The sequence below is a fragment of the Phytobacter massiliensis JC163 genome (assembly GCF_000321045.1).
Classification (GTDB): Bacteria; Pseudomonadota; Gammaproteobacteria; order Enterobacterales; family Enterobacteriaceae; genus Phytobacter_A; species Phytobacter_A massiliensis.
Genome location: NZ_HE578948.1, coordinates 510,921 through 535,681 on the forward strand (window position 1 = coordinate 510,921; position 24,761 = coordinate 535,681).

Annotated in this window: 44 protein-coding genes; 38 read left to right on the forward strand and 6 right to left on the reverse strand. The window is 51.7% G+C overall.

Features of this window, described 5'->3' with window-relative positions:
- Positions 1–198 precede the first annotated feature (198 nt).
- Together bfd and bfr are read left to right on the forward strand one after the other, a co-directional pair.
- On the forward strand, positions 199–393 hold the full coding sequence (gene bfd / locus ENTHG_RS19775; RefSeq protein ID WP_044183834.1) for a bacterioferritin-associated ferredoxin: 195 nt from the start codon (positions 199–201) through the stop codon (positions 391–393).
- 72 nt (positions 394–465) lie between these two features.
- Positions 466–942: a bacterioferritin gene (gene bfr, locus ENTHG_RS19780; protein ID WP_044183837.1), complete on the forward strand. Its 477-nt coding sequence runs from the start codon at positions 466–468 to the stop codon at positions 940–942.
- Here the strand turns inward: bfr and ENTHG_RS19785 are convergent.
- Entirely contained in the window at positions 926–1,408 is a 483-nt protein-coding gene (locus tag ENTHG_RS19785) for a prepilin peptidase (protein WP_044183840.1), read from the reverse strand. The two genes, bfr and ENTHG_RS19785, sit on opposite strands and share 17 nt — an antisense overlap.
- Positions 1,409–1,777: 369 nt before the next feature.
- Here ENTHG_RS19785 and rpsJ point away from each other — a divergent pair, with 369 nt between their 5' ends.
- From rpsJ to ENTHG_RS19935, 31 genes are all read left to right on the forward strand, one after another.
- Complete coding sequence (rpsJ, locus tag ENTHG_RS19790) at positions 1,778–2,089, forward strand: 30S ribosomal protein S10 (protein WP_001181005.1); 312 nt, start codon at positions 1,778–1,780, stop codon at positions 2,087–2,089.
- 32 nt (positions 2,090–2,121) lie between these two features.
- Positions 2,122–2,751, forward strand: coding sequence for a 50S ribosomal protein L3 (rplC, locus tag ENTHG_RS19795; protein WP_044183844.1), 630 nt, complete (start codon positions 2,122–2,124; stop codon positions 2,749–2,751).
- 10 nt (positions 2,752–2,761) lie between these two features.
- Positions 2,762–3,367 (forward strand): 50S ribosomal protein L4, encoded by a 606-nt coding sequence (gene rplD / locus ENTHG_RS19800; protein ID WP_000424395.1) that lies wholly within the window; start codon positions 2,762–2,764, stop codon positions 3,365–3,367.
- Positions 3,364–3,666 (forward strand): 50S ribosomal protein L23, encoded by a 303-nt coding sequence (gene rplW, locus ENTHG_RS19805; protein WP_000617546.1) that lies wholly within the window; start codon positions 3,364–3,366, stop codon positions 3,664–3,666. Before rplD ends, rplW begins: the two co-directional genes overlap by 4 nt.
- Positions 3,667–3,683: 17 nt before the next feature.
- Entirely contained in the window at positions 3,684–4,505 is an 822-nt protein-coding gene (gene rplB, locus ENTHG_RS19810; protein WP_044183846.1) for a 50S ribosomal protein L2, read from the forward strand.
- A 16-nt stretch (positions 4,506–4,521) separates the two neighbouring features.
- Positions 4,522–4,800: a 30S ribosomal protein S19 gene (rpsS, locus tag ENTHG_RS19815; protein WP_001138115.1), complete on the forward strand. Its 279-nt coding sequence runs from the start codon at positions 4,522–4,524 to the stop codon at positions 4,798–4,800.
- Positions 4,801–4,814: 14 nt separating this feature from the next.
- Positions 4,815–5,147, forward strand: coding sequence for a 50S ribosomal protein L22 (rplV, locus tag ENTHG_RS19820; RefSeq protein WP_002919773.1), 333 nt, complete (start codon positions 4,815–4,817; stop codon positions 5,145–5,147).
- A gap of 17 nt (positions 5,148–5,164) precedes the next feature.
- A complete protein-coding gene (gene rpsC, locus ENTHG_RS19825) occupies positions 5,165–5,863 on the forward strand; it encodes a 30S ribosomal protein S3 (RefSeq protein ID WP_006817277.1) in 699 nt (232 codons plus the stop codon).
- A gap of 12 nt (positions 5,864–5,875) precedes the next feature.
- A complete protein-coding gene (gene rplP / locus ENTHG_RS19830) occupies positions 5,876–6,286 on the forward strand; it encodes a 50S ribosomal protein L16 (protein WP_002919759.1) in 411 nt (136 codons plus the stop codon).
- Positions 6,286–6,477, forward strand: coding sequence for a 50S ribosomal protein L29 (gene rpmC, locus ENTHG_RS19835; RefSeq protein ID WP_008457158.1), 192 nt, complete (start codon positions 6,286–6,288; stop codon positions 6,475–6,477). Before rplP ends, rpmC begins: the two co-directional genes overlap by 1 nt.
- Positions 6,477–6,731 carry a 30S ribosomal protein S17 gene (rpsQ, locus tag ENTHG_RS19840; protein WP_002438707.1) on the forward strand — a complete coding sequence of 85 codons (255 nt, stop codon included), beginning with the start codon at positions 6,477–6,479 and terminating at the stop codon, positions 6,729–6,731. Before rpmC ends, rpsQ begins: the two co-directional genes overlap by 1 nt.
- Before the next feature lie 164 nt (positions 6,732–6,895).
- On the forward strand, positions 6,896–7,267 hold the full coding sequence (rplN, locus tag ENTHG_RS19845; protein WP_002919748.1) for a 50S ribosomal protein L14: 372 nt from the start codon (positions 6,896–6,898) through the stop codon (positions 7,265–7,267).
- Positions 7,268–7,277: 10 nt separating this feature from the next.
- On the forward strand, positions 7,278–7,592 hold the full coding sequence (rplX, locus tag ENTHG_RS19850; RefSeq protein ID WP_000729185.1) for a 50S ribosomal protein L24: 315 nt from the start codon (positions 7,278–7,280) through the stop codon (positions 7,590–7,592).
- A gap of 14 nt (positions 7,593–7,606) precedes the next feature.
- Positions 7,607–8,146, forward strand: a complete 540-nt coding sequence (gene rplE / locus ENTHG_RS19855) for a 50S ribosomal protein L5 (RefSeq protein ID WP_007702494.1) — start codon at positions 7,607–7,609, stop codon at positions 8,144–8,146.
- 14 nt (positions 8,147–8,160) lie between these two features.
- Entirely contained in the window at positions 8,161–8,466 is a 306-nt protein-coding gene (gene rpsN / locus ENTHG_RS19860; protein WP_039076814.1) for a 30S ribosomal protein S14, read from the forward strand.
- A 33-nt stretch (positions 8,467–8,499) separates the two neighbouring features.
- Positions 8,500–8,892, forward strand: coding sequence for a 30S ribosomal protein S8 (gene rpsH / locus ENTHG_RS19865; protein WP_044183884.1), 393 nt, complete (start codon positions 8,500–8,502; stop codon positions 8,890–8,892).
- A 12-nt stretch (positions 8,893–8,904) separates the two neighbouring features.
- Positions 8,905–9,438 carry a 50S ribosomal protein L6 gene (gene rplF / locus ENTHG_RS19870; RefSeq protein WP_044183887.1) on the forward strand — a complete coding sequence of 178 codons (534 nt, stop codon included), beginning with the start codon at positions 8,905–8,907 and terminating at the stop codon, positions 9,436–9,438.
- 9 nt (positions 9,439–9,447) lie between these two features.
- On the forward strand, positions 9,448–9,801 hold the full coding sequence (gene rplR / locus ENTHG_RS19875; RefSeq protein WP_000358960.1) for a 50S ribosomal protein L18: 354 nt from the start codon (positions 9,448–9,450) through the stop codon (positions 9,799–9,801).
- Positions 9,802–9,815: 14 nt separating this feature from the next.
- Complete coding sequence (rpsE, locus tag ENTHG_RS19880) at positions 9,816–10,316, forward strand: 30S ribosomal protein S5 (RefSeq protein ID WP_002438697.1); 501 nt, start codon at positions 9,816–9,818, stop codon at positions 10,314–10,316.
- A gap of 6 nt (positions 10,317–10,322) precedes the next feature.
- The gene (rpmD, locus tag ENTHG_RS19885) at positions 10,323–10,502 is read left to right on the forward strand and encodes a 50S ribosomal protein L30 (RefSeq protein ID WP_001140434.1); all 180 of its coding nucleotides are present in this window, start codon (positions 10,323–10,325) and stop codon (positions 10,500–10,502) included.
- Between the two features lie 3 nt (positions 10,503–10,505).
- Positions 10,506–10,940 carry a 50S ribosomal protein L15 gene (gene rplO, locus ENTHG_RS19890; protein ID WP_044183890.1) on the forward strand — a complete coding sequence of 145 codons (435 nt, stop codon included), beginning with the start codon at positions 10,506–10,508 and terminating at the stop codon, positions 10,938–10,940.
- Between the two features lie 7 nt (positions 10,941–10,947).
- Positions 10,948–12,279 carry a preprotein translocase subunit SecY gene (secY, locus tag ENTHG_RS19895; RefSeq protein ID WP_044183893.1) on the forward strand — a complete coding sequence of 444 codons (1,332 nt, stop codon included), beginning with the start codon at positions 10,948–10,950 and terminating at the stop codon, positions 12,277–12,279.
- Positions 12,280–12,310: 31 nt separating this feature from the next.
- On the forward strand, positions 12,311–12,427 hold the full coding sequence (gene rpmJ / locus ENTHG_RS24480) for a 50S ribosomal protein L36 (protein WP_000868187.1): 117 nt from the start codon (positions 12,311–12,313) through the stop codon (positions 12,425–12,427).
- A gap of 146 nt (positions 12,428–12,573) precedes the next feature.
- Complete coding sequence (rpsM, locus tag ENTHG_RS19900) at positions 12,574–12,930, forward strand: 30S ribosomal protein S13 (protein WP_003863308.1); 357 nt, start codon at positions 12,574–12,576, stop codon at positions 12,928–12,930.
- A gap of 16 nt (positions 12,931–12,946) precedes the next feature.
- On the forward strand, positions 12,947–13,336 hold the full coding sequence (gene rpsK / locus ENTHG_RS19905; protein WP_002919257.1) for a 30S ribosomal protein S11: 390 nt from the start codon (positions 12,947–12,949) through the stop codon (positions 13,334–13,336).
- A gap of 33 nt (positions 13,337–13,369) precedes the next feature.
- A complete protein-coding gene (gene rpsD, locus ENTHG_RS19910) occupies positions 13,370–13,990 on the forward strand; it encodes a 30S ribosomal protein S4 (protein ID WP_044183896.1) in 621 nt (206 codons plus the stop codon).
- A 25-nt stretch (positions 13,991–14,015) separates the two neighbouring features.
- Complete coding sequence (locus tag ENTHG_RS19915; protein ID WP_034461761.1) at positions 14,016–15,005, forward strand: DNA-directed RNA polymerase subunit alpha; 990 nt, start codon at positions 14,016–14,018, stop codon at positions 15,003–15,005.
- Between the two features lie 40 nt (positions 15,006–15,045).
- Complete coding sequence (rplQ, locus tag ENTHG_RS19920) at positions 15,046–15,432, forward strand: 50S ribosomal protein L17 (RefSeq protein WP_001216372.1); 387 nt, start codon at positions 15,046–15,048, stop codon at positions 15,430–15,432.
- A gap of 107 nt (positions 15,433–15,539) precedes the next feature.
- The gene (locus ENTHG_RS19925; RefSeq protein ID WP_044183907.1) at positions 15,540–15,908 is read left to right on the forward strand and encodes a DnaJ family domain-containing protein; all 369 of its coding nucleotides are present in this window, start codon (positions 15,540–15,542) and stop codon (positions 15,906–15,908) included.
- Positions 15,909–15,910: 2 nt separating this feature from the next.
- Entirely contained in the window at positions 15,911–16,336 is a 426-nt protein-coding gene (gene zntR, locus ENTHG_RS19930) for a Zn(2+)-responsive transcriptional regulator (RefSeq protein WP_044183911.1), read from the forward strand.
- Positions 16,337–16,392: 56 nt separating this feature from the next.
- Positions 16,393–16,608: an alternative ribosome-rescue factor A gene (locus ENTHG_RS19935; RefSeq protein ID WP_044183914.1), complete on the forward strand. Its 216-nt coding sequence runs from the start codon at positions 16,393–16,395 to the stop codon at positions 16,606–16,608.
- Here ENTHG_RS19935 and mscL read toward each other — a convergent pair whose 3' ends face one another.
- The 5 genes from mscL to def form a co-directional block, all read right to left on the reverse strand.
- Positions 16,609–17,022, reverse strand: a complete 414-nt coding sequence (mscL, locus tag ENTHG_RS19940; RefSeq protein ID WP_044183917.1) for a large-conductance mechanosensitive channel protein MscL — start codon at positions 17,020–17,022, stop codon at positions 16,609–16,611. It lies immediately after the preceding gene.
- A 142-nt stretch (positions 17,023–17,164) separates the two neighbouring features.
- Positions 17,165–18,541, reverse strand: a complete 1,377-nt coding sequence (gene trkA / locus ENTHG_RS19945; RefSeq protein ID WP_044183919.1) for a Trk system potassium transporter TrkA — start codon at positions 18,539–18,541, stop codon at positions 17,165–17,167.
- A gap of 21 nt (positions 18,542–18,562) precedes the next feature.
- Positions 18,563–19,852, reverse strand: a complete 1,290-nt coding sequence (gene rsmB, locus ENTHG_RS19950) for a 16S rRNA (cytosine(967)-C(5))-methyltransferase RsmB (protein ID WP_044183922.1) — start codon at positions 19,850–19,852, stop codon at positions 18,563–18,565.
- A 51-nt stretch (positions 19,853–19,903) separates the two neighbouring features.
- Positions 19,904–20,851 carry a methionyl-tRNA formyltransferase gene (gene fmt, locus ENTHG_RS19955; RefSeq protein ID WP_044183924.1) on the reverse strand — a complete coding sequence of 316 codons (948 nt, stop codon included), beginning with the start codon at positions 20,849–20,851 and terminating at the stop codon, positions 19,904–19,906.
- 14 nt (positions 20,852–20,865) lie between these two features.
- Positions 20,866–21,375: a peptide deformylase gene (gene def / locus ENTHG_RS19960; RefSeq protein ID WP_044183926.1), complete on the reverse strand. Its 510-nt coding sequence runs from the start codon at positions 21,373–21,375 to the stop codon at positions 20,866–20,868.
- Between the two features lie 127 nt (positions 21,376–21,502).
- Here def and dprA point away from each other — a divergent pair, with 127 nt between their 5' ends.
- From dprA to aroE, 5 genes are all read left to right on the forward strand, one after another.
- Positions 21,503–22,627 carry a DNA-protecting protein DprA gene (gene dprA / locus ENTHG_RS19965; protein ID WP_044183929.1) on the forward strand — a complete coding sequence of 375 codons (1,125 nt, stop codon included), beginning with the start codon at positions 21,503–21,505 and terminating at the stop codon, positions 22,625–22,627.
- Positions 22,599–23,072 carry a DUF494 family protein Smg gene (gene smg, locus ENTHG_RS19970; RefSeq protein ID WP_044183932.1) on the forward strand — a complete coding sequence of 158 codons (474 nt, stop codon included), beginning with the start codon at positions 22,599–22,601 and terminating at the stop codon, positions 23,070–23,072. Before dprA ends, smg begins: the two co-directional genes overlap by 29 nt.
- A 26-nt stretch (positions 23,073–23,098) precedes the next feature.
- Complete coding sequence (locus ENTHG_RS19975) at positions 23,099–23,653, forward strand: DNA topoisomerase family protein (protein ID WP_044183935.1); 555 nt, start codon at positions 23,099–23,101, stop codon at positions 23,651–23,653.
- Entirely contained in the window at positions 23,646–24,218 is a 573-nt protein-coding gene (gene tsaC, locus ENTHG_RS19980; RefSeq protein WP_044183938.1) for an L-threonylcarbamoyladenylate synthase type 1 TsaC, read from the forward strand. Before ENTHG_RS19975 ends, tsaC begins: the two co-directional genes overlap by 8 nt.
- Positions 24,219–24,222: 4 nt before the next feature.
- Positions 24,223–24,761: shikimate dehydrogenase (gene aroE / locus ENTHG_RS19985; protein WP_044183940.1), on the forward strand; the 539-nt coding region annotated here is incomplete at its 3' end.

Sequence of the window (24,761 nt, forward strand, 5' to 3'; positions counted from 1 at the left end):
GCTAAAGTTCTGGGCTAATATTTAGCACTGACTTTAAAGGGCGCTTCGGCGCCCTTTTTGCTTTCTGAACGCCAGCAAACTGGCGAAAACATTTGCTCACTATTTTTCAGCGTCCGCCACGTTCCCTTTCTAATCTGTGCTATTGTAATCATAACTATTCTCATTTACACTTTGCGCAGAAATTGAACGGGAGTCATTATGTACGTTTGTTTGTGTAATGGTGTGAGTGATAAAAAAATTCGCCAGGCAGTACGCCAGTTTCACCCTCAATCCTTCCAGCAGCTCCGCAAATTTATTCCGGTTGGAAATCAGTGCGGTAAATGCGTTCGCGCCGCGCGTGAAATTATGCAAGATGAGCTGATGCAGATCCCGGAATATAAAGAAACCGCCTGAGACGCCCGCTTTTTTTTGACATCCTCGTAGCCCGTTCTACGCTTCAATGAGTGGAAGCGGAGGGACTATATAATGAAAGGTGATGTCAAAGTTATAAATTATCTCAATAAGTTATTGGGAAATGAGCTTGTCGCAATCAATCAGTATTTTCTTCATGCGAGAATGTTCAAGAACTGGGGCCTGATGCGCCTCAACGACGTTGAGTACCATGAATCCATCGATGAAATGAAACACGCCGATAAGTACATCGAGCGTATTCTGTTTCTGGAAGGTATCCCTAACCTGCAGGATCTTGGCAAACTTGGCATCGGCGAGGATGTTGAGGAGATGCTGCAGTCTGATTTGCGGCTGGAGCTGGAAGGCGCCAGGGATCTGCGCGAAGCGATTGCCTATGCCGACAGCGTTCACGATTACGTTAGCCGCGATATGATGATTGAAATCCTGGCCGATGAAGAAGGCCATATTGACTGGCTGGAGACTGAGCTGGATCTGATCGGCAAGATTGGCCTGCAGAATTACCTGCAATCGCAAATCAAAGTTGAACAATAAAAGCCTGCTCTGAGTAAGCATACCAGCCGACTATCAAACCCGCGCCGGACAGAAAAGGTCCAAATGGCAGCGGGTTTTTTATTACCCCCAGGTTGCCATGGCATAGGGCTCGAAGCGCAGTAAAAACGCAGGCAAGGGCTGCGGCAATAAACACAAGCGCGCAGAGCGGCTGCCAGCCATGCCAGGCTCCCAACGCAGCAAGGAACTTCACGTCCCCATAGCCCAGCCCCTCACGGCGACGAAGTAAACGATAGGCCCAGTAAATGAGGGCAAACCCCGCATACCCCAACGCCGCTCCCCATAGCTTATCTGCCAGTAGGGCAGGCGTCATCAGGCTGCACAACAGCAAGCCACTCCACAGAAGAGGGCAGGTAAAGCGGTCAGGCAGCAGCCCCCGTCGCAGGTCAGAGCAAACCAGTACGCCGTTCAGCAACAGGTAAACGGAAACGGCAACGAATGTCTGCATATCTTCTCTCCACTATGCCACGAGGGGAAAGTGTCAGGCATTGCGTTTAGCCTGCCTACAGGCAGAACGGTGTTTTGCGGTACCGGTTCCGGACAATTTACGGTCTTGCACGGCGTTAAATGCAAACAGGGTGGCGGCACGCAAAATGTCTAATTTCTAAACGACACTTGCGTAAAGCTCAGATTTACGTATAATGCGCGGGCTTGTCGTAATTGACAGCCGGTTCAATATGAACCCCGACGGTGATTTTTGCTGTCAAACAATGCTCCCAATCGGGGAGCTATGTAAGAACGGTTACACTCTCCCATCAATCGTAATGGGTATGAGGAGTAATCATTTCGTCTATAAAATAATTGGAGCTCTGGTCTCATGCAGAACCAAAGAATCCGTATCCGCCTGAAAGCGTTTGATCATCGTCTGATCGATCAATCAACCGCGGAAATCGTCGAGACTGCTAAGCGCACTGGTGCGCAGGTCCGTGGTCCGATCCCGCTGCCGACCCGCAAAGAGCGCTTTACCGTTCTGATCTCTCCGCACGTTAACAAAGACGCGCGCGATCAGTACGAAATCCGCACTCACAAGCGTCTGGTTGACATCGTTGAGCCAACTGAAAAAACCGTTGATGCTCTGATGCGTCTGGATCTGGCTGCCGGTGTAGACGTGCAGATCAGCCTGGGTTAATCAGGTCATCGAGCGATTGAGAGGTTGAAACAATGATTGGTTTAGTCGGTAAAAAAGTGGGCATGACCCGCATCTTCACTGAAGATGGCGTTTCTATCCCAGTAACCGTAATCGAAGTTGAAGCAAACCGTGTTACTCAGGTTAAAGACCTGGCTAACGATGGCTACCGCGCAATCCAGGTTACCACCGGTGCTAAAAAAGCTAACCGTGTAACCAAGCCGGAAGCTGGTCACTTCACTAAAGCTGGCGTAGAAGCTGGCCGTGGTCTGTGGGAATTCCGCCTGGCTGAAGGCGAAGAGTTCACCGTAGGCCAGAGCATTAGTGTTGAACTGTTTGCCGAAGTGAAAAAAGTTGACGTAACCGGTACCTCTAAAGGTAAAGGTTTTGCTGGTACCGTTAAGCGCTGGAACTTCCGTACCCAGGACGCTACCCACGGTAACTCCTTGTCTCACCGCGTACCGGGTTCTATCGGTCAGAACCAGACTCCGGGCAAAGTGTTCAAAGGCAAGAAAATGGCAGGTCAGCTGGGTAACGAACGTGTAACCGTTCAGAGCCTGGACGTAGTACGTGTTGACGCTGAGCGCAACCTGCTGCTGGTTAAAGGTGCTGTCCCGGGTGCAACCGGTAGCGACCTGATCGTTAAACCAGCTGTGAAGGCGTAAGGGGATAGCAATGGAATTAGTATTGAAAGACGCGCAGAGCGCGCTGACTGTTTCCGAAACTACCTTCGGTCGTGATTTCAACGAAGCGCTGGTTCACCAGGTTGTTGTTGCTTATGCAGCTGGTGCTCGTCAGGGTACTCGTGCTCAGAAGACTCGTGCTGAAGTAACTGGTTCCGGTAAAAAACCGTGGCGCCAGAAAGGCACCGGCCGTGCGCGTTCAGGTTCTATCAAGAGCCCGATCTGGCGTTCAGGCGGCGTGACCTTCGCTGCTCGTCCGCAGGACCACAGTCAAAAAGTTAACAAGAAGATGTACCGCGGCGCGCTGAAAAGCATCCTGTCCGAACTGGTACGTCAGGATCGTCTGATCGTTGTCGAAAAGTTCTCTGTAGAAGCGCCGAAAACTAAGCTGCTGGCACAGAAACTGAAAGACATGGCTCTGGAAGATGTGCTGATCATCACCGGTGAGCTGGACGAGAACCTGTTCCTGGCTGCGCGCAACCTGCACAAGGTTGACGTACGCGACGCAACTGGTATCGACCCGGTTAGCCTGATCGCCTTCGACAAAGTCGTAATGACTGCTGATGCTGTTAAGCAAGTTGAGGAGATGCTGGCATGATTCGTGAAGAACGTCTGCTGAAGGTGCTGCGTGCACCGCACGTTTCTGAAAAAGCGTCTACTGCGATGGAAAAAACGAACACCATCGTTCTCAAAGTTGCTAAAGACGCGACCAAAGCAGAAATCAAAGCTGCTGTGCAGAAACTGTTTGAAGTCGAAGTCGAAGTCGTTAACACCCTGGTTGTTAAAGGGAAAGTTAAACGTCACGGACAGCGTATCGGTCGTCGTAGCGACTGGAAAAAAGCTTACGTCACCCTGAAAGAAGGCCAGAACCTGGACTTCGTTGGCGGCGCTGAGTAAGTCGGAGGAGTAATACAATGGCAGTTGTTAAATGTAAACCGACATCTCCGGGTCGTCGCCACGTTGTTAAAGTGGTTAACCCTGAGCTGCACAAGGGCAAACCTTTTGCTCCGTTGCTGGAAAAAAACAGCAAATCCGGTGGTCGTAACAACAATGGCCGTATCACCACTCGTCATATCGGTGGTGGCCACAAGCAGGCTTACCGTATTGTTGACTTCAAACGCAACAAAGATGGTATCCCGGCAGTTGTTGAACGTCTTGAGTACGATCCGAACCGTTCCGCGAACATCGCGCTGGTTCTGTACAAAGACGGCGAACGCCGTTACATCCTGGCCCCGAAAGGCCTGAAAGCTGGCGACCAGATTCAGTCTGGCGTTGACGCTGCAATCAAAGCAGGCAACACCCTGCCGATGCGCAATATCCCGGTTGGTTCTACCGTTCATAACGTAGAAATGAAACCAGGTAAAGGCGGTCAGCTGGCGCGTTCCGCGGGTACTTACGTTCAGATCATTGCGCGCGATGGTGCTTATGTCACCCTGCGTCTGCGTTCTGGTGAAATGCGTAAAGTCGAAGCAGACTGCCGTGCAACCCTGGGCGAAGTTGGCAATGCTGAGCATATGCTGCGCGTTCTGGGTAAAGCAGGTGCTGCACGCTGGCGTGGCGTTCGTCCTACCGTTCGCGGTACTGCGATGAACCCAGTAGACCACCCACATGGTGGTGGTGAAGGTCGTAACTTTGGTAAGCACCCGGTAACCCCGTGGGGCGTTCAGACCAAAGGTAAGAAGACCCGCAGCAACAAGCGTACTGATAAATTCATCGTACGTCGCCGTAGCAAATAATTTTAGAGGATAAGCCATGCCACGTTCTCTCAAGAAAGGTCCTTTTATTGACCTGCACTTGCTGAAGAAGGTAGAGAAAGCGGTGGAAAGCGGAGACAAGAAGCCCCTGCGCACTTGGTCCCGTCGTTCAACGATCTTTCCTAACATGATCGGTTTGACCATCGCTGTCCATAATGGTCGTCAGCACGTTCCGGTATTTGTTTCCGACGAAATGGTCGGTCACAAACTGGGTGAATTCGCACCGACTCGTACTTATCGCGGCCACGCTGCTGATAAAAAAGCGAAGAAGAAATAAGGTAGGAGGAAGAGATGGAAACTTTAGCTCAACATCGCCATGCTCGTTCTTCTGCTCAGAAGGTTCGCCTTGTTGCTGACCTGATTCGCGGTAAGAAAGTGTCGCAGGCTCTGGATATTCTGACCTACACCAATAAGAAAGCGGCTGTACTGGTCAAGAAGGTTCTGGAATCTGCCATTGCTAACGCTGAACACAACGATGGCGCTGACATTGACGATCTGAAAGTTGCGAAAATTTTCGTAGACGAAGGCCCGAGCATGAAGCGCATTATGCCGCGTGCGAAAGGTCGTGCAGATCGCATCCTGAAGCGCACCAGCCACATCACTGTGGTTGTGTCCGATCGCTGAGACTCTGGAGACTAGCAATGGGTCAGAAAGTACATCCTAATGGTATTCGCCTGGGTATTGTAAAACCATGGAACTCTACCTGGTTTGCGAACACCAAAGAATTCGCTGACAACCTGGACAGCGATTTTAAAGTACGTCAGTACCTGACTAAGGAACTGGCTAAAGCGTCTGTATCGCGCATCGTTATCGAGCGTCCGGCTAAGAGCATCCGTGTGACCATTCACACTGCTCGTCCGGGTATCGTTATCGGTAAGAAAGGCGAAGACGTAGAAAAACTGCGCAAGGTCGTAGCGGATATCGCTGGCGTACCTGCACAGATCAATATCGCTGAAGTTCGTAAGCCTGAACTGGACGCAAAACTGGTTGCTGACAGCATCACTTCTCAGCTGGAACGTCGTGTTATGTTCCGTCGTGCGATGAAGCGTGCTGTTCAGAACGCCATGCGTCTGGGCGCTAAAGGTATCAAAGTTGAAGTTAGCGGCCGTCTGGGCGGCGCGGAAATCGCACGTACCGAATGGTACCGTGAAGGTCGCGTACCGCTGCACACTCTGCGTGCTGACATCGACTACAACACCTCTGAAGCGCACACCACTTACGGTGTAATCGGCGTTAAGGTATGGATCTTCAAAGGTGAGATCCTGGGTGGTATGGCTGCTGTTGAACAACCGGAACCGGCTGCTCAACCTAAAAAGCAGCAGCGTAAAGGCCGTAAATAAGGAGCGTCGCTGATGTTACAACCAAAGCGTACAAAATTCCGTAAAGTGCACAAAGGCCGCAACCGTGGTCTGGCGCAGGGTACGGATGTTAGCTTCGGCACTTTCGGTCTGAAAGCTGTTGGCCGTGGTCGTCTGACTGCCCGTCAGATCGAAGCAGCACGTCGTGCTATGACCCGTGCAGTTAAGCGTCAAGGTAAGATCTGGATCCGTGTATTCCCGGACAAACCGATCACCGAGAAGCCGCTGGAAGTTCGTATGGGTAAAGGTAAAGGTAACGTGGAGTACTGGGTTGCCTTAATTCAGCCGGGTAAAGTCCTGTATGAAATGGACGGAGTACCGGAAGAGCTGGCCCGTGAAGCATTCGGCCTGGCAGCAGCGAAACTGCCGATCAAAACCACCTTTGTAACTAAGACGGTGATGTAATGAAAGCAAAAGAGCTGCGTGAAAAGAGTGTTGAAGAGCTGAACACCGAGCTGCTGAACCTGCTGCGTGAGCAGTTCAACCTGCGCATGCAGGCTGCAAGTGGCCAGCTGCAACAGACTCATCTGTTGAAGCAAGTGCGTCGTGATGTCGCACGTGTTAAGACTTTACTGACTCAGAAGGCGGGTGCGTAATGACCGATAAAATCCGTACTCTGCAAGGTCGTGTTGTTAGCGACAAAATGGAGAAATCCATTGTTGTAGCTATCGAACGTTTTGTGAAACACCCGATCTACGGTAAATTCATCAAGCGTACGACCAAACTGCACGTACATGACGAGAACAACGAATGCGGTATCGGCGACAAGGTTGAAATCCGTGAATGCCGTCCGCTGTCCAAGACTAAGTCCTGGACGCTGGTTCGCGTTGTAGAGAAAGCGGTTCTGTAATACAGTACGCGCTCTCAATACGAATAAACGGCTCAGCGATGAGCCGTTTATTTTTTCTACCCATATCCGAGAAGCGGTGTTATAATGCCGCGCCCCCGATATGGGGTTTTTTAACGACCTGAATTTCGGGTCTCAGTAGTAGTTGACATTAGCGGAGCACTAAAATGATCCAAGAACAGACTATGCTGAACGTCGCCGACAACTCCGGTGCACGTCGCGTAATGTGTATCAAGGTTCTGGGTGGCTCGCACCGTCGCTACGCAGGCGTAGGCGACATCATCAAGATCACCATCAAAGAAGCAATTCCGCGTGGTAAGGTCAAAAAAGGTGATGTGCTGAAGGCGGTAGTGGTGCGCACCAAGAAGGGTGTTCGTCGCCCGGACGGTTCTGTCATTCGCTTCGATGGTAATGCATGCGTTATTCTCAACAATAACAGCGAGCAGCCTATCGGTACGCGTATTTTTGGGCCGGTAACTCGTGAGCTTCGTACCGAGAAGTTCATGAAAATTATCTCTCTGGCACCAGAAGTACTCTAAGGAGCGAATCATGGCAGCGAAAATCCGTCGTGATGACGAAGTTATCGTGTTAACCGGTAAAGATAAAGGTAAGCGCGGTAAAGTTAAGAATGTCCTGTCTTCCGGCAAGGTCATTGTTGAAGGTATCAACCTGGTTAAGAAACACCAGAAGCCGGTTCCGGCTCTGAACCAACCAGGCGGCATCGTTGAAAAAGAAGCTGCTATTCAGGTTTCTAACGTTGCAATCTTCAATGCGGCAACCGGCAAGGCTGACCGTGTAGGCTTTAGATTCGAAGACGGCAAAAAAGTCCGTTTCTTCAAATCTAACAGCGAAACTATCAAGTAATTTGGAGTAGTACGATGGCGAAACTGCATGATTACTACAAAGACGAAGTAGTTAACAAACTCATGACCGAGTTTAACTACAATTCTGTCATGCAAGTCCCTCGGGTCGAGAAGATCACCCTGAACATGGGTGTTGGTGAAGCGATCGCTGACAAGAAACTGCTGGATAACGCAGCAGCTGACCTGGCAGCAATCTCCGGTCAAAAACCGTTGATCACCAAAGCACGCAAATCTGTTGCAGGCTTCAAAATCCGTCAGGGCTATCCGATCGGCTGTAAAGTAACTCTGCGTGGCGAACGCATGTGGGAGTTCTTTGAGCGCCTGATCACTATTGCTGTTCCTCGTATCCGTGACTTCCGTGGCCTGTCCGCTAAGTCTTTCGACGGTCGTGGTAACTACAGCATGGGTGTCCGTGAGCAGATCATCTTCCCAGAAATCGACTACGATAAAGTCGACCGCGTGCGTGGTTTGGATATTACCATTACCACTACTGCGAAATCTGACGAAGAAGGCCGTGCTCTGCTGGCTGCCTTTGACTTCCCGTTCCGCAAGTAAGGTAGGGTTACTTAATGGCTAAGCAATCAATGAAAGCACGCGAAGTAAAGCGCGTAGCTTTAGCTGATAAATTCTTCGCTAAACGCGCTGAACTGAAAGCTATCATCTCTGATGTGAACGCAACCGACGAAGATCGTTGGAATGCTGTTCTCAAGCTGCAGACTCTGCCGCGTGATTCCAGCCCGTCTCGTCAGCGTAATCGCTGCCGTCAAACTGGTCGTCCGCACGCTTTCCTGCGGAAGTTCGGGTTGAGCCGTATTAAGGTCCGTGAAGCCGCTATGCGCGGTGAAATCCCGGGTCTGAAAAAGGCTAGCTGGTAATTGTCACCAATTGAATCACGGGAGTAAAGACAGATGAGCATGCAAGATCCGATCGCGGATATGCTGACCCGTATCCGTAACGGTCAGGCCGCGAACAAAGCTGCGGTCACCATGCCTTCCTCCAAGCTGAAAGTGGCAATTGCCAACGTGCTGAAGGAAGAAGGTTTTATTGAAGATTTCAAAATTGAAGGCGACACCAAGCCTGAACTGGAAGTAAGTCTTAAGTACTTCCAGGGCAAAGCTGTTGTAGAAAGCATTCAGCGTGTCAGCCGCCCAGGTCTGCGCATCTATAAACGTAAAGATGAGCTGCCGAAAGTTATGGGTGGTCTGGGTATTGCAGTTGTTTCTACCTCTAAAGGTGTTATGACTGATCGTGCAGCGCGCCAGGCTGGTCTTGGTGGCGAAATTATCTGCTACGTAGCCTAATCGGAGGAAAAAATGTCTCGTGTTGCTAAAGCACCGGTCGTTGTTCCTGCCGGCGTTGATGTAAAAATCAACGGTCAGGTTATTACGATCAAAGGTAAAAACGGCGAGCTGACTCGTACTCTCAACGATGCTGTTGAAGTGAAACATGCAGATAACGCTCTGACTTTCGGTCCGCGTGATGGTTACGTAGACGGTTGGGCTCAGGCTGGCACCGCACGTGCACTGCTGAACTCAATGGTTATCGGTGTTACCGAAGGCTTCACTAAGAAGCTGCAGCTGGTTGGTGTAGGTTATCGTGCAGCGGTTAAAGGTAATGTAGTAAACCTGTCACTGGGTTTCTCTCATCCTGTTGACCATCAGCTGCCGGCCGGTATCACTGCAGAATGTCCGTCACAGACTGAAATCGTGCTGAAAGGCGCTGATAAGCAGGTGATCGGCCAGGTTGCAGCAGATCTGCGCGCCTACCGTCGTCCTGAGCCTTACAAAGGCAAGGGTGTTCGTTACGCCGACGAAGTCGTGCGTACCAAAGAGGCTAAGAAGAAGTAAGGTAACACTATGGATAAGAAATCTGCTCGTATCCGTCGTGCGACCCGCGCACGCCGCAAGCTCCAGGAGCTGGGCGCAACTCGCCTGGTGGTACATCGTACCCCGCGTCATATCTACGCACAGGTAATTGCACCGAATGGTTCTGAAGTTCTGGTAGCTGCTTCTACTGTAGAAAAAGCTATCGCTGAACAACTGAAGTACACCGGTAACAAAGACGCTGCAGCAGCTGTGGGTAAAGCTGTCGCTGAACGCGCTCTGGAAAAAGGCATCAAAGATGTTTCTTTTGACCGTTCCGGGTTCCAATATCATGGTCGTGTCCAGGCACTGGCAGATGCTGCCCGTGAAGCTGGCCTTCAGTTCTAAGGTAGAGGTGTAAGATGGCTCACATCGAAAAACAAGCTGGCGAACTGCAGGAAAAGCTGATCGCGGTAAACCGCGTATCTAAAACCGTTAAAGGTGGTCGTATTTTCTCCTTCACAGCTCTGACTGTAGTTGGCGATGGTAACGGTCGCGTTGGTTTTGGTTACGGTAAAGCGCGTGAAGTTCCAGCAGCGATCCAGAAAGCGATGGAAAAAGCCCGTCGCAATATGATTAACGTCGCGCTGAACCACGGCACCCTGCAGCACCCGGTTAAAGGTGTTCACACGGGTTCTCGTGTATTCATGCAGCCAGCTTCCGAAGGTACCGGTATCATCGCCGGTGGTGCAATGCGCGCCGTTCTGGAAGTTGCTGGGGTTCATAACGTTCTGGCTAAAGCATACGGTTCCACCAACCCGATCAACGTGGTTCGTGCAACTATTGATGGCCTGGAAAATATGAATTCTCCAGAAATGGTCGCTGCCAAGCGTGGTAAATCCGTTGAAGAAATTCTGGGGTAATTGACCATGGCAAAGACTATTAAAATCACTCAAACCCGCAGTGCAATCGGTCGTCTGCCGAAACACAAGGCAACGCTGCTTGGCCTGGGTCTGCGTCGTATTGGTCACACCGTAGAGCGCGAGGATACTCCTGCTGTTCGCGGTATGGTCAACGCGGTTTCCTTCATGGTTAAAGTTGAGGAGTAAGAGATGCGTTTAAATACTCTGTCTCCGGCCGAAGGCTCTAAAAAGGCGGGTCGCCGTCTGGGTCGTGGTATCGGTTCTGGCCTCGGTAAAACCGGTGGTCGTGGTCACAAAGGTCAGAAGTCTCGTTCTGGCGGTGGCGTACGTCGCGGTTTCGAGGGCGGCCAGATGCCTCTGTACCGTCGTCTGCCGAAATTCGGCTTCACTTCTCGTAAAGCAGCGATTACAGCCGAAGTTCGTCTGTCTGAGCTGGCTAAAGTAGAAGGCGGTGTTGTAGACCTGAACACGCTGAAAGCGGCCAACATTATCGGTATTCAGATCGAGTTCGCGAAAGTGATCCTGTCTGGTGAAGTTACTGTACCGGTAACTGTTCGCGGTCTGCGCGTGACTAAAGGCGCTCGTGCTGCTATCGAAGCTGCTGGCGGTAAAATCGAGGAATAAGTAGCAGATGGCTAAACAACCGGGATTAGATTTTCAAAGTGCCAAAGGTGGCTTAGGCGAGCTGAAACGCAGACTGCTGTTTGTTATCGGCGCGCTGATTGTGTTCCGTATTGGCTCTTTTATTCCGATCCCTGGTATTGATGCCGCTGTACTTGCCAAACTGCTTGAGCAACAGCGAGGCACCATCATTGAAATGTTCAACATGTTCTCTGGTGGTGCACTCAGCCGTGCTTCTATCTTCGCTCTGGGTATTATGCCGTACATTTCGGCATCGATTATTATCCAGCTGCTGACGGTCGTTCATCCGGCCCTGGCAGAGTTGAAGAAAGAAGGGGAGTCCGGACGTCGTAAGATTAGTCAGTACACCCGCTACGGTACTCTGGTGCTGGCGATATTCCAGTCGATCGGTATTGCTACCGGTCTGCCGAATATGCCTGGTATGCAGGGCCTGGTGATTAACCCAGGCTTTGCATTCTATTTCACTGCTGTTGTTAGTCTGGTTACAGGGACCATGTTCCTGATGTGGCTCGGCGAACAGATCACTGAACGCGGTATCGGTAACGGTATCTCGATCATTATCTTCGCTGGTATCGTTGCGGGTCTCCCGCCAGCCATTGCCCATACTATCGAGCAAGCGCGTCAAGGCGACCTGCACTTCCTCCTGTTGCTGTTGGTTGCAGTATTAGTATTTGCAGTGACGTTCTTTGTTGTTTTCGTTGAGCGTGGCCAACGCCGCATTGTGGTAAACTACGCTAAACGTCAAGAAGGCCGTCGTGTCTATGCTGCACAGAGCACACATTTACCGCTGAAAGTGAATATGGCGGGGGTAATCCCGGCAATCTTCGCTTCCAGTATTATTCTGTTCCCGGCGACCATCGCGTCATGGTTCGGGGGCGGTACTGGTTGGAACTGGCTGACAACAATTTCGCTGTATTTGCAGCCTGGGCAACCGCTTTATGTGTTACTCTATGCGTCTGCGATCATCTTCTTCTGTTTCTTCTACACGGCGTTGGTCTTCAACCCGCGTGAAACAGCAGATAACCTGAAGAAGTCCGGTGCATTTGTACCAGGAATTCGTCCGGGAGAGCAAACGGCGAAGTATATCGATAAAGTAATGACCCGCCTGACTCTGGTTGGTGCGCTCTACATTACTTTTATCTGCCTGATCCCGGAGTTCATGCGTGATGCAATGAAAGTGCCGTTCTACTTCGGTGGGACCTCGCTGCTTATCGTTGTTGTCGTGATTATGGACTTTATGGCTCAAGTGCAAACTCTGATGATGTCCAGTCAGTATGAGTCTGCATTGAAGAAGGCGAACCTGAAAGGCTACGGCCGCTAATTGGTCGCCTGAGAAGTTACGGAGAGTAAAAATGAAAGTTCGTGCTTCCGTCAAGAAATTATGCCGTAACTGCAAAATCGTTAAGCGTGATGGCGTCATCCGTGTGATTTGCAGTGCCGAGCCGAAGCATAAACAGCGCCAAGGCTGATTATTTCGCATATTTTTCTTGCAAAGTTGGGTTGAGCTGGCTAGATTAGCCAGCCAATCTTTTGTATGTCTGTACGTTTCCATTTGAGTATCCTGAAAACGGGCTTTTCAGCATGGTACGTACCAGTAAAATTATAGGAGTGCATAGTGGCCCGTATAGCAGGCATTAACATTCCTGATCAGAAACATGCCGTGATCGCGTTAACTTCGATCTATGGCGTCGGCAAGACCCGTTCTAAAGCCATTCTGGCTGCAGCGGGTATCGCTGAAGATGTTAAGATCAGTGAGCTGTCTGAAGAACAAATCGACACGCTGCGTGACGAAGTTGCCAAATTTGTCGTTGAAGGTGATCTGCGCCGTGAAATCAGCATGAGCATCAAGCGCCTGATGGATCTTGGTTGCTATCGCGGTTTGCGTCATCGTCGTGGTCTCCCGGTTCGCGGTCAGCGTACCAAGACCAACGCACGTACCCGTAAGGGTCCGCGCAAACCGATCAAGAAATAATCGGGGTGATTGAATAATGGCAAAGGCACCAATTCGTGCACGTAAACGTGTAAGAAAACAAGTCTCTGACGGCGTGGCTCATATCCATGCTTCTTTTAACAACACCATCGTTACCATTACAGATCGTCAGGGTAACGCACTGGGTTGGGCAACAGCCGGTGGTTCCGGTTTCCGTGGTTCGCGTAAATCCACTCCGTTTGCAGCTCAGGTTGCAGCAGAGCGTTGCGCAGAAGCCGTAAAAGAATACGGCATCAAGAATCTGGAAGTTATGGTCAAAGGTCCGGGTCCGGGTCGCGAATCTACCATTCGTGCACTGAACGCCGCTGGTTTCCGCATCACTAATATTACTGATGTGACTCCGATCCCTCATAACGGTTGTCGTCCGCCGAAAAAACGTCGCGTATAACGCTGCGTTTTCCAGGTTAGTTGGAGAAAGAAAATGGCAAGATATTTGGGTCCTAAGCTCAAGCTGAGCCGTCGTGAGGGCACCGACTTATTCCTTAAGTCTGGCGTTCGCGCGATCGATACCAAGTGTAAAATTGAACAAGCTCCTGGCCAGCACGGTGCGCGTAAACCGCGTCTGTCTGACTATGGTGTGCAGTTGCGTGAAAAGCAAAAAGTTCGCCGTATGTACGGTGTGCTGGAGCGTCAGTTCCGTAACTACTATAAAGAAGCAGCACGTCTGAAAGGCAACACCGGTGAAAACCTGTTGGCTCTGCTGGAAGGTCGTCTGGACAACGTTGTATACCGTATGGGCTTCGGCGCCACTCGTGCAGAAGCACGTCAGCTGGTTAGCCACAAGGCTATCATGGTAAACGGTCGTGTTGTTAACATCGCTTCTTATCAGGTTAAAGCGAATGACGTTGTTAGCATTCGTGAGAAAGCGAAAAAGCAGTCTCGCGTGAAAGCCGCTCTGGAGCTGGCTGAGCAGCGTGAAAAGCCAACCTGGCTGGAAGTTGATGCTGGCAAGATGGAAGGTACGTACAAGCGTAAGCCTGAACGTTCTGATCTGTCTGCGGACATTAACGAACACCTGATCGTCGAGCTTTACTCCAAGTAAAGCTTAGTACCAAAGAGAGGACACAATGCAGGGTTCTGTGACAGAGTTTCTAAAACCGCGCCTGGTAGATATCGAGCAAGTGAGTTCGACGCACGCCAAGGTGACCCTTGAGCCTTTAGAGCGTGGCTTTGGCCATACTCTGGGTAACGCACTGCGCCGTATTCTGCTCTCATCGATGCCGGGTTGCGCGGTGACCGAGGTTGAGATTGATGGTGTACTACATGAGTACAGCACCAAAGAAGGCGTTCAGGAAGATATCCTTGAAATCCTGCTCAACCTGAAAGGGCTGGCGGTGAGAGTTCAGGGTAAAGATGATGTTATTCTTACTCTGAATAAATCTGGCATTGGCCCTGTGACCGCAGCCGACATTACCCACGACGGTGATGTCGAAATCGTCAAGCCGCAGCACGTGATCTGCCACCTGACTGACGAGAACGCATCTATTAGCATGCGTATCAAAGTTCAGCGCGGTCGTGGTTATGTGCCGGCTTCTGCCCGAATTCATTCGGAAGAAGATGAGCGCCCAATCGGCCGTCTGCTGGTCGACGCCTGCTACAGCCCTGTAGAGCGTATTGCCTACAATGTTGAAGCAGCGCGTGTAGAACAGCGTACCGACCTGGACAAGCTGGTCATCGAAATGGAAACCAACGGCACAATCGATCCTGAAGAGGCGATTCGTCGTGCGGCAACCATTCTGGCAGAACAACTTGAAGCTTTCGTTGACTTACGTGATGTACGTCAGCCGGAAGTTAAAGAAGAGAAACCAGAATTCGATCCGATCCTGCTGCGCCCTGTTGACGATCTGGAATTGACTGTCCGCTCTGCTAACTGCCTCAAGGCAGAAGCTATCCACTATATCGGTGATCTGGTACAGCGTACCGAGGTTGAGTTGCTGAAAACGCCGAACCTGGGTAAAAAATCTCTTACCGAGATTAAAGACGTGCTGGCTTCCCGTGGACTGTCTCTGGGCATGCGCCTGGAAAACTGGCCACCGGCAAGCATCGCTGACGAGTAACCGGATCACAGGTTAAGGTTTTACTGAGAAGGATAAGGTCATGCGCCATCGTAAGAGTGGTCGTCAACTGAACCGCAACAGCAGCCATCGCCAGGCTATGTTCCGTAACATGGCAGGTTCGCTGGTTCGTCATGAAATCATCAAGACGACCCTGCCGAAAGCGAAAGAACTGCGTCGCGTAGTTGAGCCGCTGATTACTCTTGCCAAGACTGATAGCGTTGCTAATCGTCGTCTGGCATTCGCCCGCACTCGTGATAACGAGATCGTGGCAAAACTGTTTAACGAGCTGGGCCCGCGTTTCGCGAGCCGCGCCGGTGGTTACACTCGCATTCTGAAGTGTGGCTTCCGTGCAGGCGACAACGCGCCGATGGCATACATCGAGCTGGTTGATCGCTCTGAATCGAAAGCAGAAGCTGCTGCAGAGTAATCTGTAGTAACGTAAAAAAACCCGCCTCGGCGGGTTTTTTTATTTCTCCTCTACCCCCATTTCTCTACACTGTTCGTACTTTTTCTGTTCAATTGCTGGAGGTCATGATGTGGTTACTTGACCAGTGGGCAGAGCGACACATCCTTGATGCTCAAATGAAAGGTGACTTCGACAATCTTCCCGGTAGCGGCGCTCCCCTGATACTGGACGACGATTCACACGTTGCGCCAGAATTACGCGCTGGATACAGGCTTCTCAAGAATGCCGGTTGTTTACCGCCTGAACTTGAACAGCGTAAAGAAGCGGTCCAGCTTGCCGATTTGCTGAAAGGGATACGTGAGGACGATCCGCAATATGCGGAGGTTAGCAAAAGGCTGACCCTGCTTGAGTTGAAATTACGTCAGGCGGGTATCAGCACTGATTTTCTACACGGTGATTATGCAAATCAGCTGATGAGAAAAATGGAGGAGGAGTAGTTATGTATCGCATCGGGGAACTGGCAAAGCTGGCTGCGGTCACACCGGACACCATCCGTTATTATGAAAAACAACAGATGATGGATCATGAGGTGCGAACAGAGGGCGGTTTTCGGCTTTATACAGAGAACGACCTGCAGCGCCTTAAGTTTATCCGCCATGCGCGCCAGTTAGGTTTCACGCTTGAGGCCATCCGTGAACTGCTCTCTATCCGTATCGATCCTGAGCACCATACCTGCCAGGAGTCGAAAAGCATTGTGCAGGCAAGGTTAAGTGAAGTAGAGGCCCGAATTAACGAACTGCAAATTATGCGGCGTTCACTGCAAAAGCTGAATGACGCCTGCTGCGGTAGCGCCCACAGTAGTGTCTATTGTTCTATTCTGGAAGCCCTGGAGCAGGGTACTGGCAATGTCATTGAGGGGCATTGATTTTCGTGTCTCCTAATCCTAAACTTGCTTCGTTTAATAACCAAACCGGAGTTTTTATGAGCCATTATCAACATAAGAAAGGTCAGATAAAAGATAACGCCATTGAGGCACTTCTACACGATCCGCTTTTCAGGCAGCGGGTTGAGAAAAATAAAAAAGGAAAAGGCAGTTATCTGCGTAAGGGTAAACATGGCAAGCAGGGAAACTGGGAGGCCAGTGGCAAACAAGCGAATCGCTTTTTTACCACTGGCCTTCTGGCTATTTGTGCTTAATCAGGGGCGACTGTTCTGCTCTTTCAGTAAATCACGAATCTCAGTTAGCAGTACCTCTTCTTTGCTCGGCGCAGGCGGCGCTTTCGGCTCTTCTTCATGTTTGCGTTTCAGTCGGTTAATGACTTTAATCGCCATGAAAATTGCAAACGCCACAATAATGAAATCAAACACGTTCTGGATAAAAACGCCATAGTGCATGACCACGGCCGGAACATCCCCGCGCGCTTCACGCAGCGTAAATGCAAACTGCTTGAAATCAATCCCGCCGATTAATAACCCCAGCGGCGGCATGATAATATCCGCAACCAATGAAGAAACAATTTTGCCAAAGGCGGCACCAATAATTACACCCACAGCCAAATCAACAACGTTTCCGCGCATCGCAAATTCGCGAAACTCTTTCAACAGGCTCATATTTTTCTCCTTGCGCTAACAGACAGACTAAGTCTAACAAATGTCTTCTCGTTTTCCATTGAAGGTAAAAATTTGCTGGTTTTTTTAACACCGTTTAATGCAGGGATATCTAAACGGCGCTGACCGGCAGCGCCATTTAGCATCACAGGAAGAAGGGGCTAGGCTGGAACAGGCGCTCAACGTCGGTAATGTATTTTTTATCGGTAAGGAACATAATCACATGATCCCCTTGTTCGATACGCAGATTATCGTTGGCAATCATAACGTCGTTTCCGCGTACCACCGCGCCTATTATGGTGCCAGGCGGAAGTTTAATCTCATCAATCACCCGGCCTACCACACGCGATGTGCTTTCGTCACCGTGGGCGACGGCTTCGATGGCTTCCGCAACACCGCGTCGCAGGGATGATACGCCAACGATATCCGCTTTGCGCACATGGCTTAACAGCGCGGAAATCGTAGCCTGCTGCGGAGAAATCGCAATATCGATAACGCTGCCCTGCACAAGGTCGACATAGGCGCGACGCTGAATCAGCACCATGACTTTTTTCGCCCCCATACGCTTGGCCAGCATGGCTGACATGATGTTGGCTTCGTCATCGTTGGTCACGGCGATAAACAGATCCATCTGATCAATATGCTCTTCCGCGAGTAACTCCTGATCCGAAGCATCACCATAAAAAACGATGGTGTTTTGCAGCTTTTCAGCCAGTTCGGCAGCCCGCTGCTGATCGCGCTCGATCAATTTAACGCTGTACTCTTTCTCCAGACGACGCGCCAGGCCTGCGCCGATATTCCCGCCGCCGACCAGCATAATGCGCTTGTAGGGCTTTTCCAGCCGCTGCAGTTCGCTCATTACTGCGCGAATATGTTGCGATGCGGCAATAAAGAAAACCTCATCTCCCGCTTCGACAATTGTTGAGCCTTGCGGGCGGATGGGGCGATCGTGACGGAAAATGGCTGCTACTCGGGTGTCGATATGCGGCATATGTTCGCGCATTGTCGACAGCGCATTACCTACCAGCGGACCGCCGTAATAAGCTTTAACTACCGCAAGACTGACCTTTCCTTCGGCAAAATTCACCACCTGCAGGGCACCAGGATATTCAATCAGCCGGTAAAGACTGTCGATAACCAGCTGTTCCGGAGCAATAAGATGGTCAATGGGTACCGCTTCGGAATGAAATAGCTTTTCCGCATCGCGAACATAATCCGGTGAGCGGATACGGGCGATTCGATTGGGCGTGTTAAATAGCGAAAAGGCAACCTGACACGCGACCATGTTCGTCTCATCGGAGCTGGTTACCGCGACCAGCATATCGGCATCATCGGCACCTGCCTCACGAAGTATTCGGGGATGCGAGCCATGCCCCTGAACGACACGCAGGTCGAATTTATCCTGCAGGCTACGCAAGCGATCCCCGTTCGTATCCACTACCGTGATGTCGTTATTTTCGCCGACCAGGTTCTCCGCCAGCGTTCCGCCGACTTGCCCTGCGCCCAGAATGATAATTTTCATCAGTCGCGATCCGTTATCTCATCACTTTTTAATTAGCTTAGCGTAGAAGAAGCCGTCGCCTTCTTCCGCCCCCGGCAGGTTTTGTTGGCCTGGCTGCTCTGGCGTACCGGTTTCGCATAATATGGCATCCGCAGTGCGTTGCAGGAACGCTTTGATCTGCTGGCTGTTTTCTTCCGGTAAAACAGAACAGGTTGCGTATACCAGCGTCCCGCCTGATTTGAGATGCAGCCAGACGGCGTCAAGAATCTCGGCCTGTAGCTGCGCCAGCTCTGGAATATCACGGTCGCGGCGCAGCCATTTGATATCCGGATGGCGACGAATAACGCCGGTGGCGGAGCAGGGGGCATCCAGTAGAATACGATCAAACTGCTGTTCTCCACACCAGCTTGCAGGATCCCGCCCATCGCCCTGTTTTACGGTAGCTTTCATTCCCAGGCGTTTCAGGTTGTCATAAACGCGGGAAAGGCGCTGCTGATCGACATCGACTGCCAGAACCTGAGCCTGCGGCGCCGCTTCCAGAATATGCGTTGTTTTACCGCCGGGCGCTGCGCAGAGATCCAGAATCTGTTCACCGTTTTCAGGTTGCAAGAAAGCAACGCATCCCTGAGCGGAAGCATCCTGGACCGTTACCCAACCTTCATCGAAACCGGGGAGCGCATGTACCGGCGCTGGCGATTCCAGACGTACGGCGTCCGGGTAATCAGGATGAGTGAAACCGTTCATGCCCGCCTCATTCAGGAGTGCGAGCCAGCCGTCACGAGTGTGATGTACGCGGTTTACGCGCAGCCACATAGGCGGACGCTGGTTATTCGCTTCGACAATCGCTTCCCAGTTTGCGGGCCAGGCTTTCTGCAGACGTTTGAGCAACCAGGCCGGATGTAAGAAACGCGCGTCGCTGGCGGCGAATTCCGCAAGCAACGTCTCTTCCTGACGCTGAAACTGACGCAGAACGCCATTAATTAAGCCTTTCAACTGCGGGCGTTTAATCGCCACCGCCCCCTCAACCGTTTCCGCCAGCGCGGCATGGGCAGGAATACGCGTATGCAGTAGCTGGTAGAATCCCACCATAATCAGGTAGTGGACGGTGCGCTGCTTGCCGGTCATCGGGCGAGACATGAGCTTGTTAATCAGCCATTCCATCTGTGACATCGTGCGCAACACGCCGAAACACAGTTCCTGCAATAAGGCTTTATCTTTGTCTGAGACTTTTTGCTGCAGCGGCGGAAGAACATTACTTAACGACTGGCCCTGCTCGACGACCTGTTCAACGGCCTGCGCCGCCAGGCTACGTAAATTGAGTTTCTTATTCATAGCTCAAAAATAAAAATGCCCGGGAGCGCCGGGCGTATTAAGAGGTGCTCGTCAGAGCAGACGGTTGCCGGGGGTAAACCACTCCCGACGGGAATTCAGCAGATCCTGTGCGCTCATGGCTTTCTTTCCTGCGGGCTGCAGTGAAAGCAAATTTAGAATGCCATCGCCGGTGGCGACCTGGATCCCTTGCTTCGTGGACGCCAGGATAGTGCCGGGTTCAGCCTGAGCTGGCGTCTCGATGACCGAGGCCTGCCACACTTTGACCGGCTGTCCGTCAATCTCCAGCCAGCTCATCGGCCAGGGATTAAAGGCGCGAATACAGCGTTCCAGCTGCGCCGCTGAAAGCGCCCAGTTGATACGCGCTTCTTCTTTGCTCAGTTTTTCCGCGTGAGTGGCAAGCGCTTCATCCTGAACGACCGGTTTTGCTGTGCCGTCAGCGAGCTGCTTGATTGTCTCAATCAAACCCTGCGGGCCAAGCTCTGCAAGTTTGTCATACAACGTGGCGCTGGTATCTTCCGCGGTGATAGGGCAGGCAAGTTTGTAAAGCATATCGCCTGTATCAAGCCCGACGTCCATCTGCATTATGGTCACGCCTGTCTCGGCATCGCCCGCCCAGAGTGAACGCTGGATAGGTGCCGCGCCACGCCAGCGTGGAAGCAGTGAGCCATGCACGTTAATACAGCCCAGGCGAGGCATATCCAGCACCGCTTTGGGCAGAATCAGGCCATACGCGACAACGACCATAACATCGGCATGTAACCCGGCGACCAGGTGCTGATTTTCCTGCGGACGTAACGAGGCCGGTTGGAAAACCGGAATACCTTTTTCTTCTGCCAGCATTTTTACCGGACTGGGCATTAATTTCTTGCCGCGTCCTGCCGGGCGATCCGGCTGCGTAAAGACGCCGACGATGTTATGTCCGGAAGAGAGCAGCGCATCAAGGTGACGCGCCGCGAAATCAGGAGTACCGGCAAAGATAATACGTAGAGAATCTGACACGTCAGTCCTTGTCCTTACGCACGGGCTTTCATGCGGTCCAGTTTTTCAACTTTCTGGCGGATACGCTGTTGCTTTAACGGCGACAGATAATCGATAAACAATTTGCCTACCAGATGGTCCATTTCATGCTGAATACAGATGGCCAGCAGGCCGTCCGCTTCAAGTTCAAAGGACTGGCCGTTACGATCCAGCGCGCGAATTTTTACTTTTTCGGCGCGGGGAACAAGGGCGCGTTGTTCAGGGATCGACAGGCAGCCTTCTTCAATTCCGGTCTCGCCGCTTTTTTCCAGCAACTCTGGGTTGATGAGAACCAGCCGTTCATCGCGGTTTTCAGAGACATCAATAACGATAATTCGCTGATGGATATCTACCTGAGTTGCGGCAAGGCCAATGCCTTCTTCGGCATACATTGTTTCGAACATATCATCGACGATACGCTGAATTTCTGCATTCACTTCTTTAACCGGCTCGGCGACTTTGCGAAGGCGCTCGTCCGGAATATGTAACACTTGCAAAACTGCCATATTTTTCCAGAGTCGTATTCAGGAGTTGAGAAGAATATTCCCTCTATTCTAGACAAATCCCCCTCCGATTGACAGCATCGGTGACCAATCGCAAGGATTGAGCAAGCTGTTTATGGCAGGGAGAGAAATGACTTCCACGGAGATATGGCTGCGCCTGATTTATACGGGCGATTTATACGGCGACACTATGCTGAACGCCGCGCAATATCTGGCGCAAAGCGGCACCGTTGATATTGATACGCTGATTCAGTCTGGCCTGACAATAAAACAGGCCGGGCGTTTTTTTGCCATGAGCGAACAAGAGGTCGATGACAGCCTCAACTGGCTGGAACAGCCGGAGCATCATCTTGTCCTCGCCAGCGATCGGCACTACCCGCAAGCGCTGCGGTCAATCGTCGATTACCCGGGCGCTATCTTTGTGAAGGGCGAACCGGCGATATTGAACCATTTGCAGCTGGCAGTCGTAGGCAGCAGGGCGACATCCTGGTACGGCGAACGCTGGGGGCGGTATTTTTGCGAGGCGCTTGCGCAAAGCGACTTAACGATTACCAGTGGCCTGGCGCTGGGGATTGATAGCGTTGCGCACAGAGCGACGCTTAACGTAAAAGGCAAAACGGTTGGCGTATTAGGCAACGGCCTCTATAGCCCCTATCCCAGACGCCACCGTGCTCTTGCGTCCCAAATCGTGGAGCAGGGCGGCGCGCTGGTTTCTGAATTCGCCTTAAACGTTACCCCTTATCCGGCAAATTTTCCCCGGCGTAACCGTATAATCAGCGGCCTGAGCCGGGGCGTGCTGGTGGTTGAGGCGGCGCTGCGCAGTGGTTCGCTCGTGACCGCTCGCTGTGCTCTTGATCAAGGGCGGGAGGTTTTCGCTTTACCAGGCCCGCTAGGTAGCCCTGGCAGTGAAGGGCCGCACTGGCTCATTCAGCAGGGGGCGCTGCTGGTCACATCCCCGGAAGATATCCTCGAAAATTTGCCCGCGCCGATAAAGGATTTGCCAGACGGCAACCAAAATTCGAATTATTCATCAGATCAACATGAGGCGGCATTGCCATTTCCCGAGCTCCTGGCTAACGTAGGAGATGAGGTAACACCTGTTGACGTCGTCGCTGAACGTGCCGGCCAACCTGTGCCAGTAACCGTGGCTCAGCTACTTGAACTGGAGTTAGCAGGGTGGATCGCAGCTGTACCCGGCGGCTATGTCCGATTAAGGAGGGCAAGCCATGTTCGACGTACTAATGTATTTGTTTGAGACTTACATCCATAACGAAGCTGAAATGCGTGTGGATCAGGACAAACTGGAACGGGATCTCACCGACGCCGGTTTCGATCGTGAAGATATCTATAACGCGCTGCTGTGGCTTGAAAAGCTGGCTGATTATCAGGAAGGCCTCGCCGAACCGATGCAGCTTGCTTCTGACCCGCTCTCCGTACGTATTTATACGCCAGAAGAGTGTGAACGGCTGGATGCCAGTTGCCGGGGATTCCTGTTATTCCTGGAGCAGATTCAGGTGCTAAACCTCGAAACTCGTGAAATGGTGATTGAACGCGTGCTGGCGTTGGATACGGCAGAATTCGACCTGGAGGATCTGAAATGGGTCATTCTGATGGTTCTGTTCAATATCCCTGGGTGTGAAAATGCCTACCAGCAAATGGAAGAATTACTCTTTGAAGTGAATGAAGGTATGCTGCATTAATCATTTTTGCGGCTTACAGAGTACATATGGCCAAATCAGCACTGTTTACGGTGCGTAACAACGAGCCCTGCCCTCAGTGCGGGGCTGAGCTTGTTATCCGCTCCGGCAAACATGGCCCGTTTCTCGGGTGTTCTCACTATCCAGAGTGCGACTACGTGCGCCCGCTGAAAAGCCAGGCGGACGGGCACGTCGTAAAAGTTCTGGAGGGGCAAACATGCCCGGCATGCGGCGAAGTCCTGGTATTACGCCAGGGCCGGTTCGGGATGTTTATTGGCTGTAGCAATTATCCTGCTTGTGAACATACCGAGCTTATCGATAAACCTGACGATACGGCGATCGCCTGCCCACAATGCCTGCAAGGGCACCTGGTCCAGCGTCGCTCACGGTACGGCAAAACCTTCCACTCATGCGATCGTTATCCTGATTGCCAGTTCGTTATCAATTTCAAACCGGTAGCAGGGGAATGCCCTGTATGCCATTACCCCTTACTTATAGAAAAGAAAACCGCGCAGGGCGTAAAGCGATTCTGCGCCAGTAAACAATGTGGACAGCCGATCCCGGCGGAACAAACGAGTGAATAATAACCTGCAAAATAACTCTATCGCAGCGGCGGTAGAGACTCTTAAAAATGAACGTGTCATCGCCTATCCAACAGAAGCCGTGTTTGGCGTTGGCTGCGATCCTGATAGCGAGACGGCTGTAAAGCGGCTGCTGGAGCTTAAACAGCGCCCCGTTGAAAAAGGGCTCATATTGATCGCGGCAAGCTTCGACCAGTTAAAACCTTACATTGATGATGCAGCGCTTAACGAAGCACAGCGCCAGGCTGTCTTTTCCTGCTGGCCGGGGCCGGTGACTTTCGTTTTCCCTGCTAAACCTACAACGCCGCGCTGGCTGACGGGGCACTTTGACTCCCTTGCCGTGCGCGTTACGGATCACCCCCTGGTTATTGCGCTTTGCGAGGCATACGGTAAACCGCTGGTCTCCACCAGTGCGAATTTAACGGGCCTGCCCCCTTGCCGGACCGACGATGAAGTCCGTGAACAGTTTGGCGTCGATTTCCCCGTTGTGAACGGCAAAACCGGCGGACGGCAGAATCCTTCTGAAATCCGCGATGCTTTAACCGGCGAGCTTTTTCGTCAGGGATAACGTAATGGAAACCTACGCTGTATTTGGCAACCCTGTTGCCCATAGCAAATCGCCTTTCATTCATGCGCAGTTCGCTTCGCAGCTGCAGATTGACCATCCTTATGGAAGGGTGCTTGCGCCTTTAGACGATTTTACCGCTACTTTGAACGCCTTTTTTACTGCAGGCGGCAAAGGGGCCAATATCACGATGCCATTTAAGGAAGAAGCGTTCAGTCGTGCGGATACATTAACAGAGCGTGCGGCGCTGGCTGGGGCTGTGAATACGTTAAAACGTCTGGATGACGGGCGTCTGCTGGGGGATAACACTGATGGTATCGGGCTGCTCAGCGACCTGCAGCGTTTAGCTTTTATCAAACCCGGCTTTCGGGTGCTGCTGGTTGGCGCCGGAGGCGCGGCGCGCGGCGTATTGCTTCCGCTTCTCTCCCTGGAGTGCGCGGTAACCATAACCAACAGAACGCTTTCCCGCGCACAGGAGCTGGCTACGCTCTTTGCGCATACGGGTAGCGTTGACGCGCAGCCGCTGGATGCGCTGGCGGAACATGA

Bases quoted from the DNA above. Each gene is read 5' to 3' on its own strand.
- rplB (WP_044183846.1), top strand. From the start codon at position 3,684: ATGGCAGTTGTTAAATGTAAACCGACATCTCCGGGTCGTCGCCACGTT.
- rplN (WP_002919748.1), top strand. From the start codon at position 6,896: ATGATCCAAGAACAGACTATGCTGAACGTCGCCGACAACTCCGGTGCA.
- rpmD (WP_001140434.1), top strand. From the start codon at position 10,323: ATGGCAAAGACTATTAAAATCACTCAAACCCGCAGTGCAATCGGTCGT.
- rplO (WP_044183890.1), top strand. From the start codon at position 10,506: ATGCGTTTAAATACTCTGTCTCCGGCCGAAGGCTCTAAAAAGGCGGGT.
- ENTHG_RS19915 (WP_034461761.1), top strand. From the start codon at position 14,016: ATGCAGGGTTCTGTGACAGAGTTTCTAAAACCGCGCCTGGTAGATATC.
- rpsC (WP_006817277.1), top strand. From the start codon at position 5,165: ATGGGTCAGAAAGTACATCCTAATGGTATTCGCCTGGGTATTGTAAAA.
- ENTHG_RS19925 (WP_044183907.1), top strand. From the start codon at position 15,540: ATGTGGTTACTTGACCAGTGGGCAGAGCGACACATCCTTGATGCTCAA.
- rplR (WP_000358960.1), top strand. From the start codon at position 9,448: ATGGATAAGAAATCTGCTCGTATCCGTCGTGCGACCCGCGCACGCCGC.
- rplE (WP_007702494.1), top strand. From the start codon at position 7,607: ATGGCGAAACTGCATGATTACTACAAAGACGAAGTAGTTAACAAACTC.
- mscL (WP_044183917.1), bottom strand. From the start codon at position 17,022: ATGAGCCTGTTGAAAGAGTTTCGCGAATTTGCGATGCGCGGAAACGTT.
- rplX (WP_000729185.1), top strand. From the start codon at position 7,278: ATGGCAGCGAAAATCCGTCGTGATGACGAAGTTATCGTGTTAACCGGT.
- zntR (WP_044183911.1), top strand. From the start codon at position 15,911: ATGTATCGCATCGGGGAACTGGCAAAGCTGGCTGCGGTCACACCGGAC.
- rplP (WP_002919759.1), top strand. From the start codon at position 5,876: ATGTTACAACCAAAGCGTACAAAATTCCGTAAAGTGCACAAAGGCCGC.
- def (WP_044183926.1), bottom strand. From the start codon at position 21,375: ATGGCAGTTTTGCAAGTGTTACATATTCCGGACGAGCGCCTTCGCAAA.
- smg (WP_044183932.1), top strand. From the start codon at position 22,599: ATGTTCGACGTACTAATGTATTTGTTTGAGACTTACATCCATAACGAA.
- rplQ (WP_001216372.1), top strand. From the start codon at position 15,046: ATGCGCCATCGTAAGAGTGGTCGTCAACTGAACCGCAACAGCAGCCAT.
- rplC (WP_044183844.1), top strand. From the start codon at position 2,122: ATGATTGGTTTAGTCGGTAAAAAAGTGGGCATGACCCGCATCTTCACT.
- rsmB (WP_044183922.1), bottom strand. From the start codon at position 19,852: ATGAATAAGAAACTCAATTTACGTAGCCTGGCGGCGCAGGCCGTTGAA.
- ENTHG_RS19935 (WP_044183914.1), top strand. From the start codon at position 16,393: ATGAGCCATTATCAACATAAGAAAGGTCAGATAAAAGATAACGCCATT.
- bfd (WP_044183834.1), top strand. From the start codon at position 199: ATGTACGTTTGTTTGTGTAATGGTGTGAGTGATAAAAAAATTCGCCAG.
- rpsS (WP_001138115.1), top strand. From the start codon at position 4,522: ATGCCACGTTCTCTCAAGAAAGGTCCTTTTATTGACCTGCACTTGCTG.
- rpsQ (WP_002438707.1), top strand. From the start codon at position 6,477: ATGACCGATAAAATCCGTACTCTGCAAGGTCGTGTTGTTAGCGACAAA.
- rpsH (WP_044183884.1), top strand. From the start codon at position 8,500: ATGAGCATGCAAGATCCGATCGCGGATATGCTGACCCGTATCCGTAAC.
- secY (WP_044183893.1), top strand. From the start codon at position 10,948: ATGGCTAAACAACCGGGATTAGATTTTCAAAGTGCCAAAGGTGGCTTA.
- rplV (WP_002919773.1), top strand. From the start codon at position 4,815: ATGGAAACTTTAGCTCAACATCGCCATGCTCGTTCTTCTGCTCAGAAG.
- ENTHG_RS19975 (WP_044183935.1), top strand. From the start codon at position 23,099: ATGGCCAAATCAGCACTGTTTACGGTGCGTAACAACGAGCCCTGCCCT.
- bfr (WP_044183837.1), top strand. From the start codon at position 466: ATGAAAGGTGATGTCAAAGTTATAAATTATCTCAATAAGTTATTGGGA.
- rpsJ (WP_001181005.1), top strand. From the start codon at position 1,778: ATGCAGAACCAAAGAATCCGTATCCGCCTGAAAGCGTTTGATCATCGT.
- rpsK (WP_002919257.1), top strand. From the start codon at position 12,947: ATGGCAAAGGCACCAATTCGTGCACGTAAACGTGTAAGAAAACAAGTC.
- ENTHG_RS19785 (WP_044183840.1), bottom strand. From the start codon at position 1,408: ATGCAGACATTCGTTGCCGTTTCCGTTTACCTGTTGCTGAACGGCGTA.
- rpmJ (WP_000868187.1), top strand. From the start codon at position 12,311: ATGAAAGTTCGTGCTTCCGTCAAGAAATTATGCCGTAACTGCAAAATC.
- rpsN (WP_039076814.1), top strand. From the start codon at position 8,161: ATGGCTAAGCAATCAATGAAAGCACGCGAAGTAAAGCGCGTAGCTTTA.
- trkA (WP_044183919.1), bottom strand. From the start codon at position 18,541: ATGAAAATTATCATTCTGGGCGCAGGGCAAGTCGGCGGAACGCTGGCG.
- rplW (WP_000617546.1), top strand. From the start codon at position 3,364: ATGATTCGTGAAGAACGTCTGCTGAAGGTGCTGCGTGCACCGCACGTT.
- dprA (WP_044183929.1), top strand. From the start codon at position 21,503: ATGACTTCCACGGAGATATGGCTGCGCCTGATTTATACGGGCGATTTA.
- rplF (WP_044183887.1), top strand. From the start codon at position 8,905: ATGTCTCGTGTTGCTAAAGCACCGGTCGTTGTTCCTGCCGGCGTTGAT.
- rpsD (WP_044183896.1), top strand. From the start codon at position 13,370: ATGGCAAGATATTTGGGTCCTAAGCTCAAGCTGAGCCGTCGTGAGGGC.
- rpsE (WP_002438697.1), top strand. From the start codon at position 9,816: ATGGCTCACATCGAAAAACAAGCTGGCGAACTGCAGGAAAAGCTGATC.
- rpmC (WP_008457158.1), top strand. From the start codon at position 6,286: ATGAAAGCAAAAGAGCTGCGTGAAAAGAGTGTTGAAGAGCTGAACACC.
- rplD (WP_000424395.1), top strand. From the start codon at position 2,762: ATGGAATTAGTATTGAAAGACGCGCAGAGCGCGCTGACTGTTTCCGAA.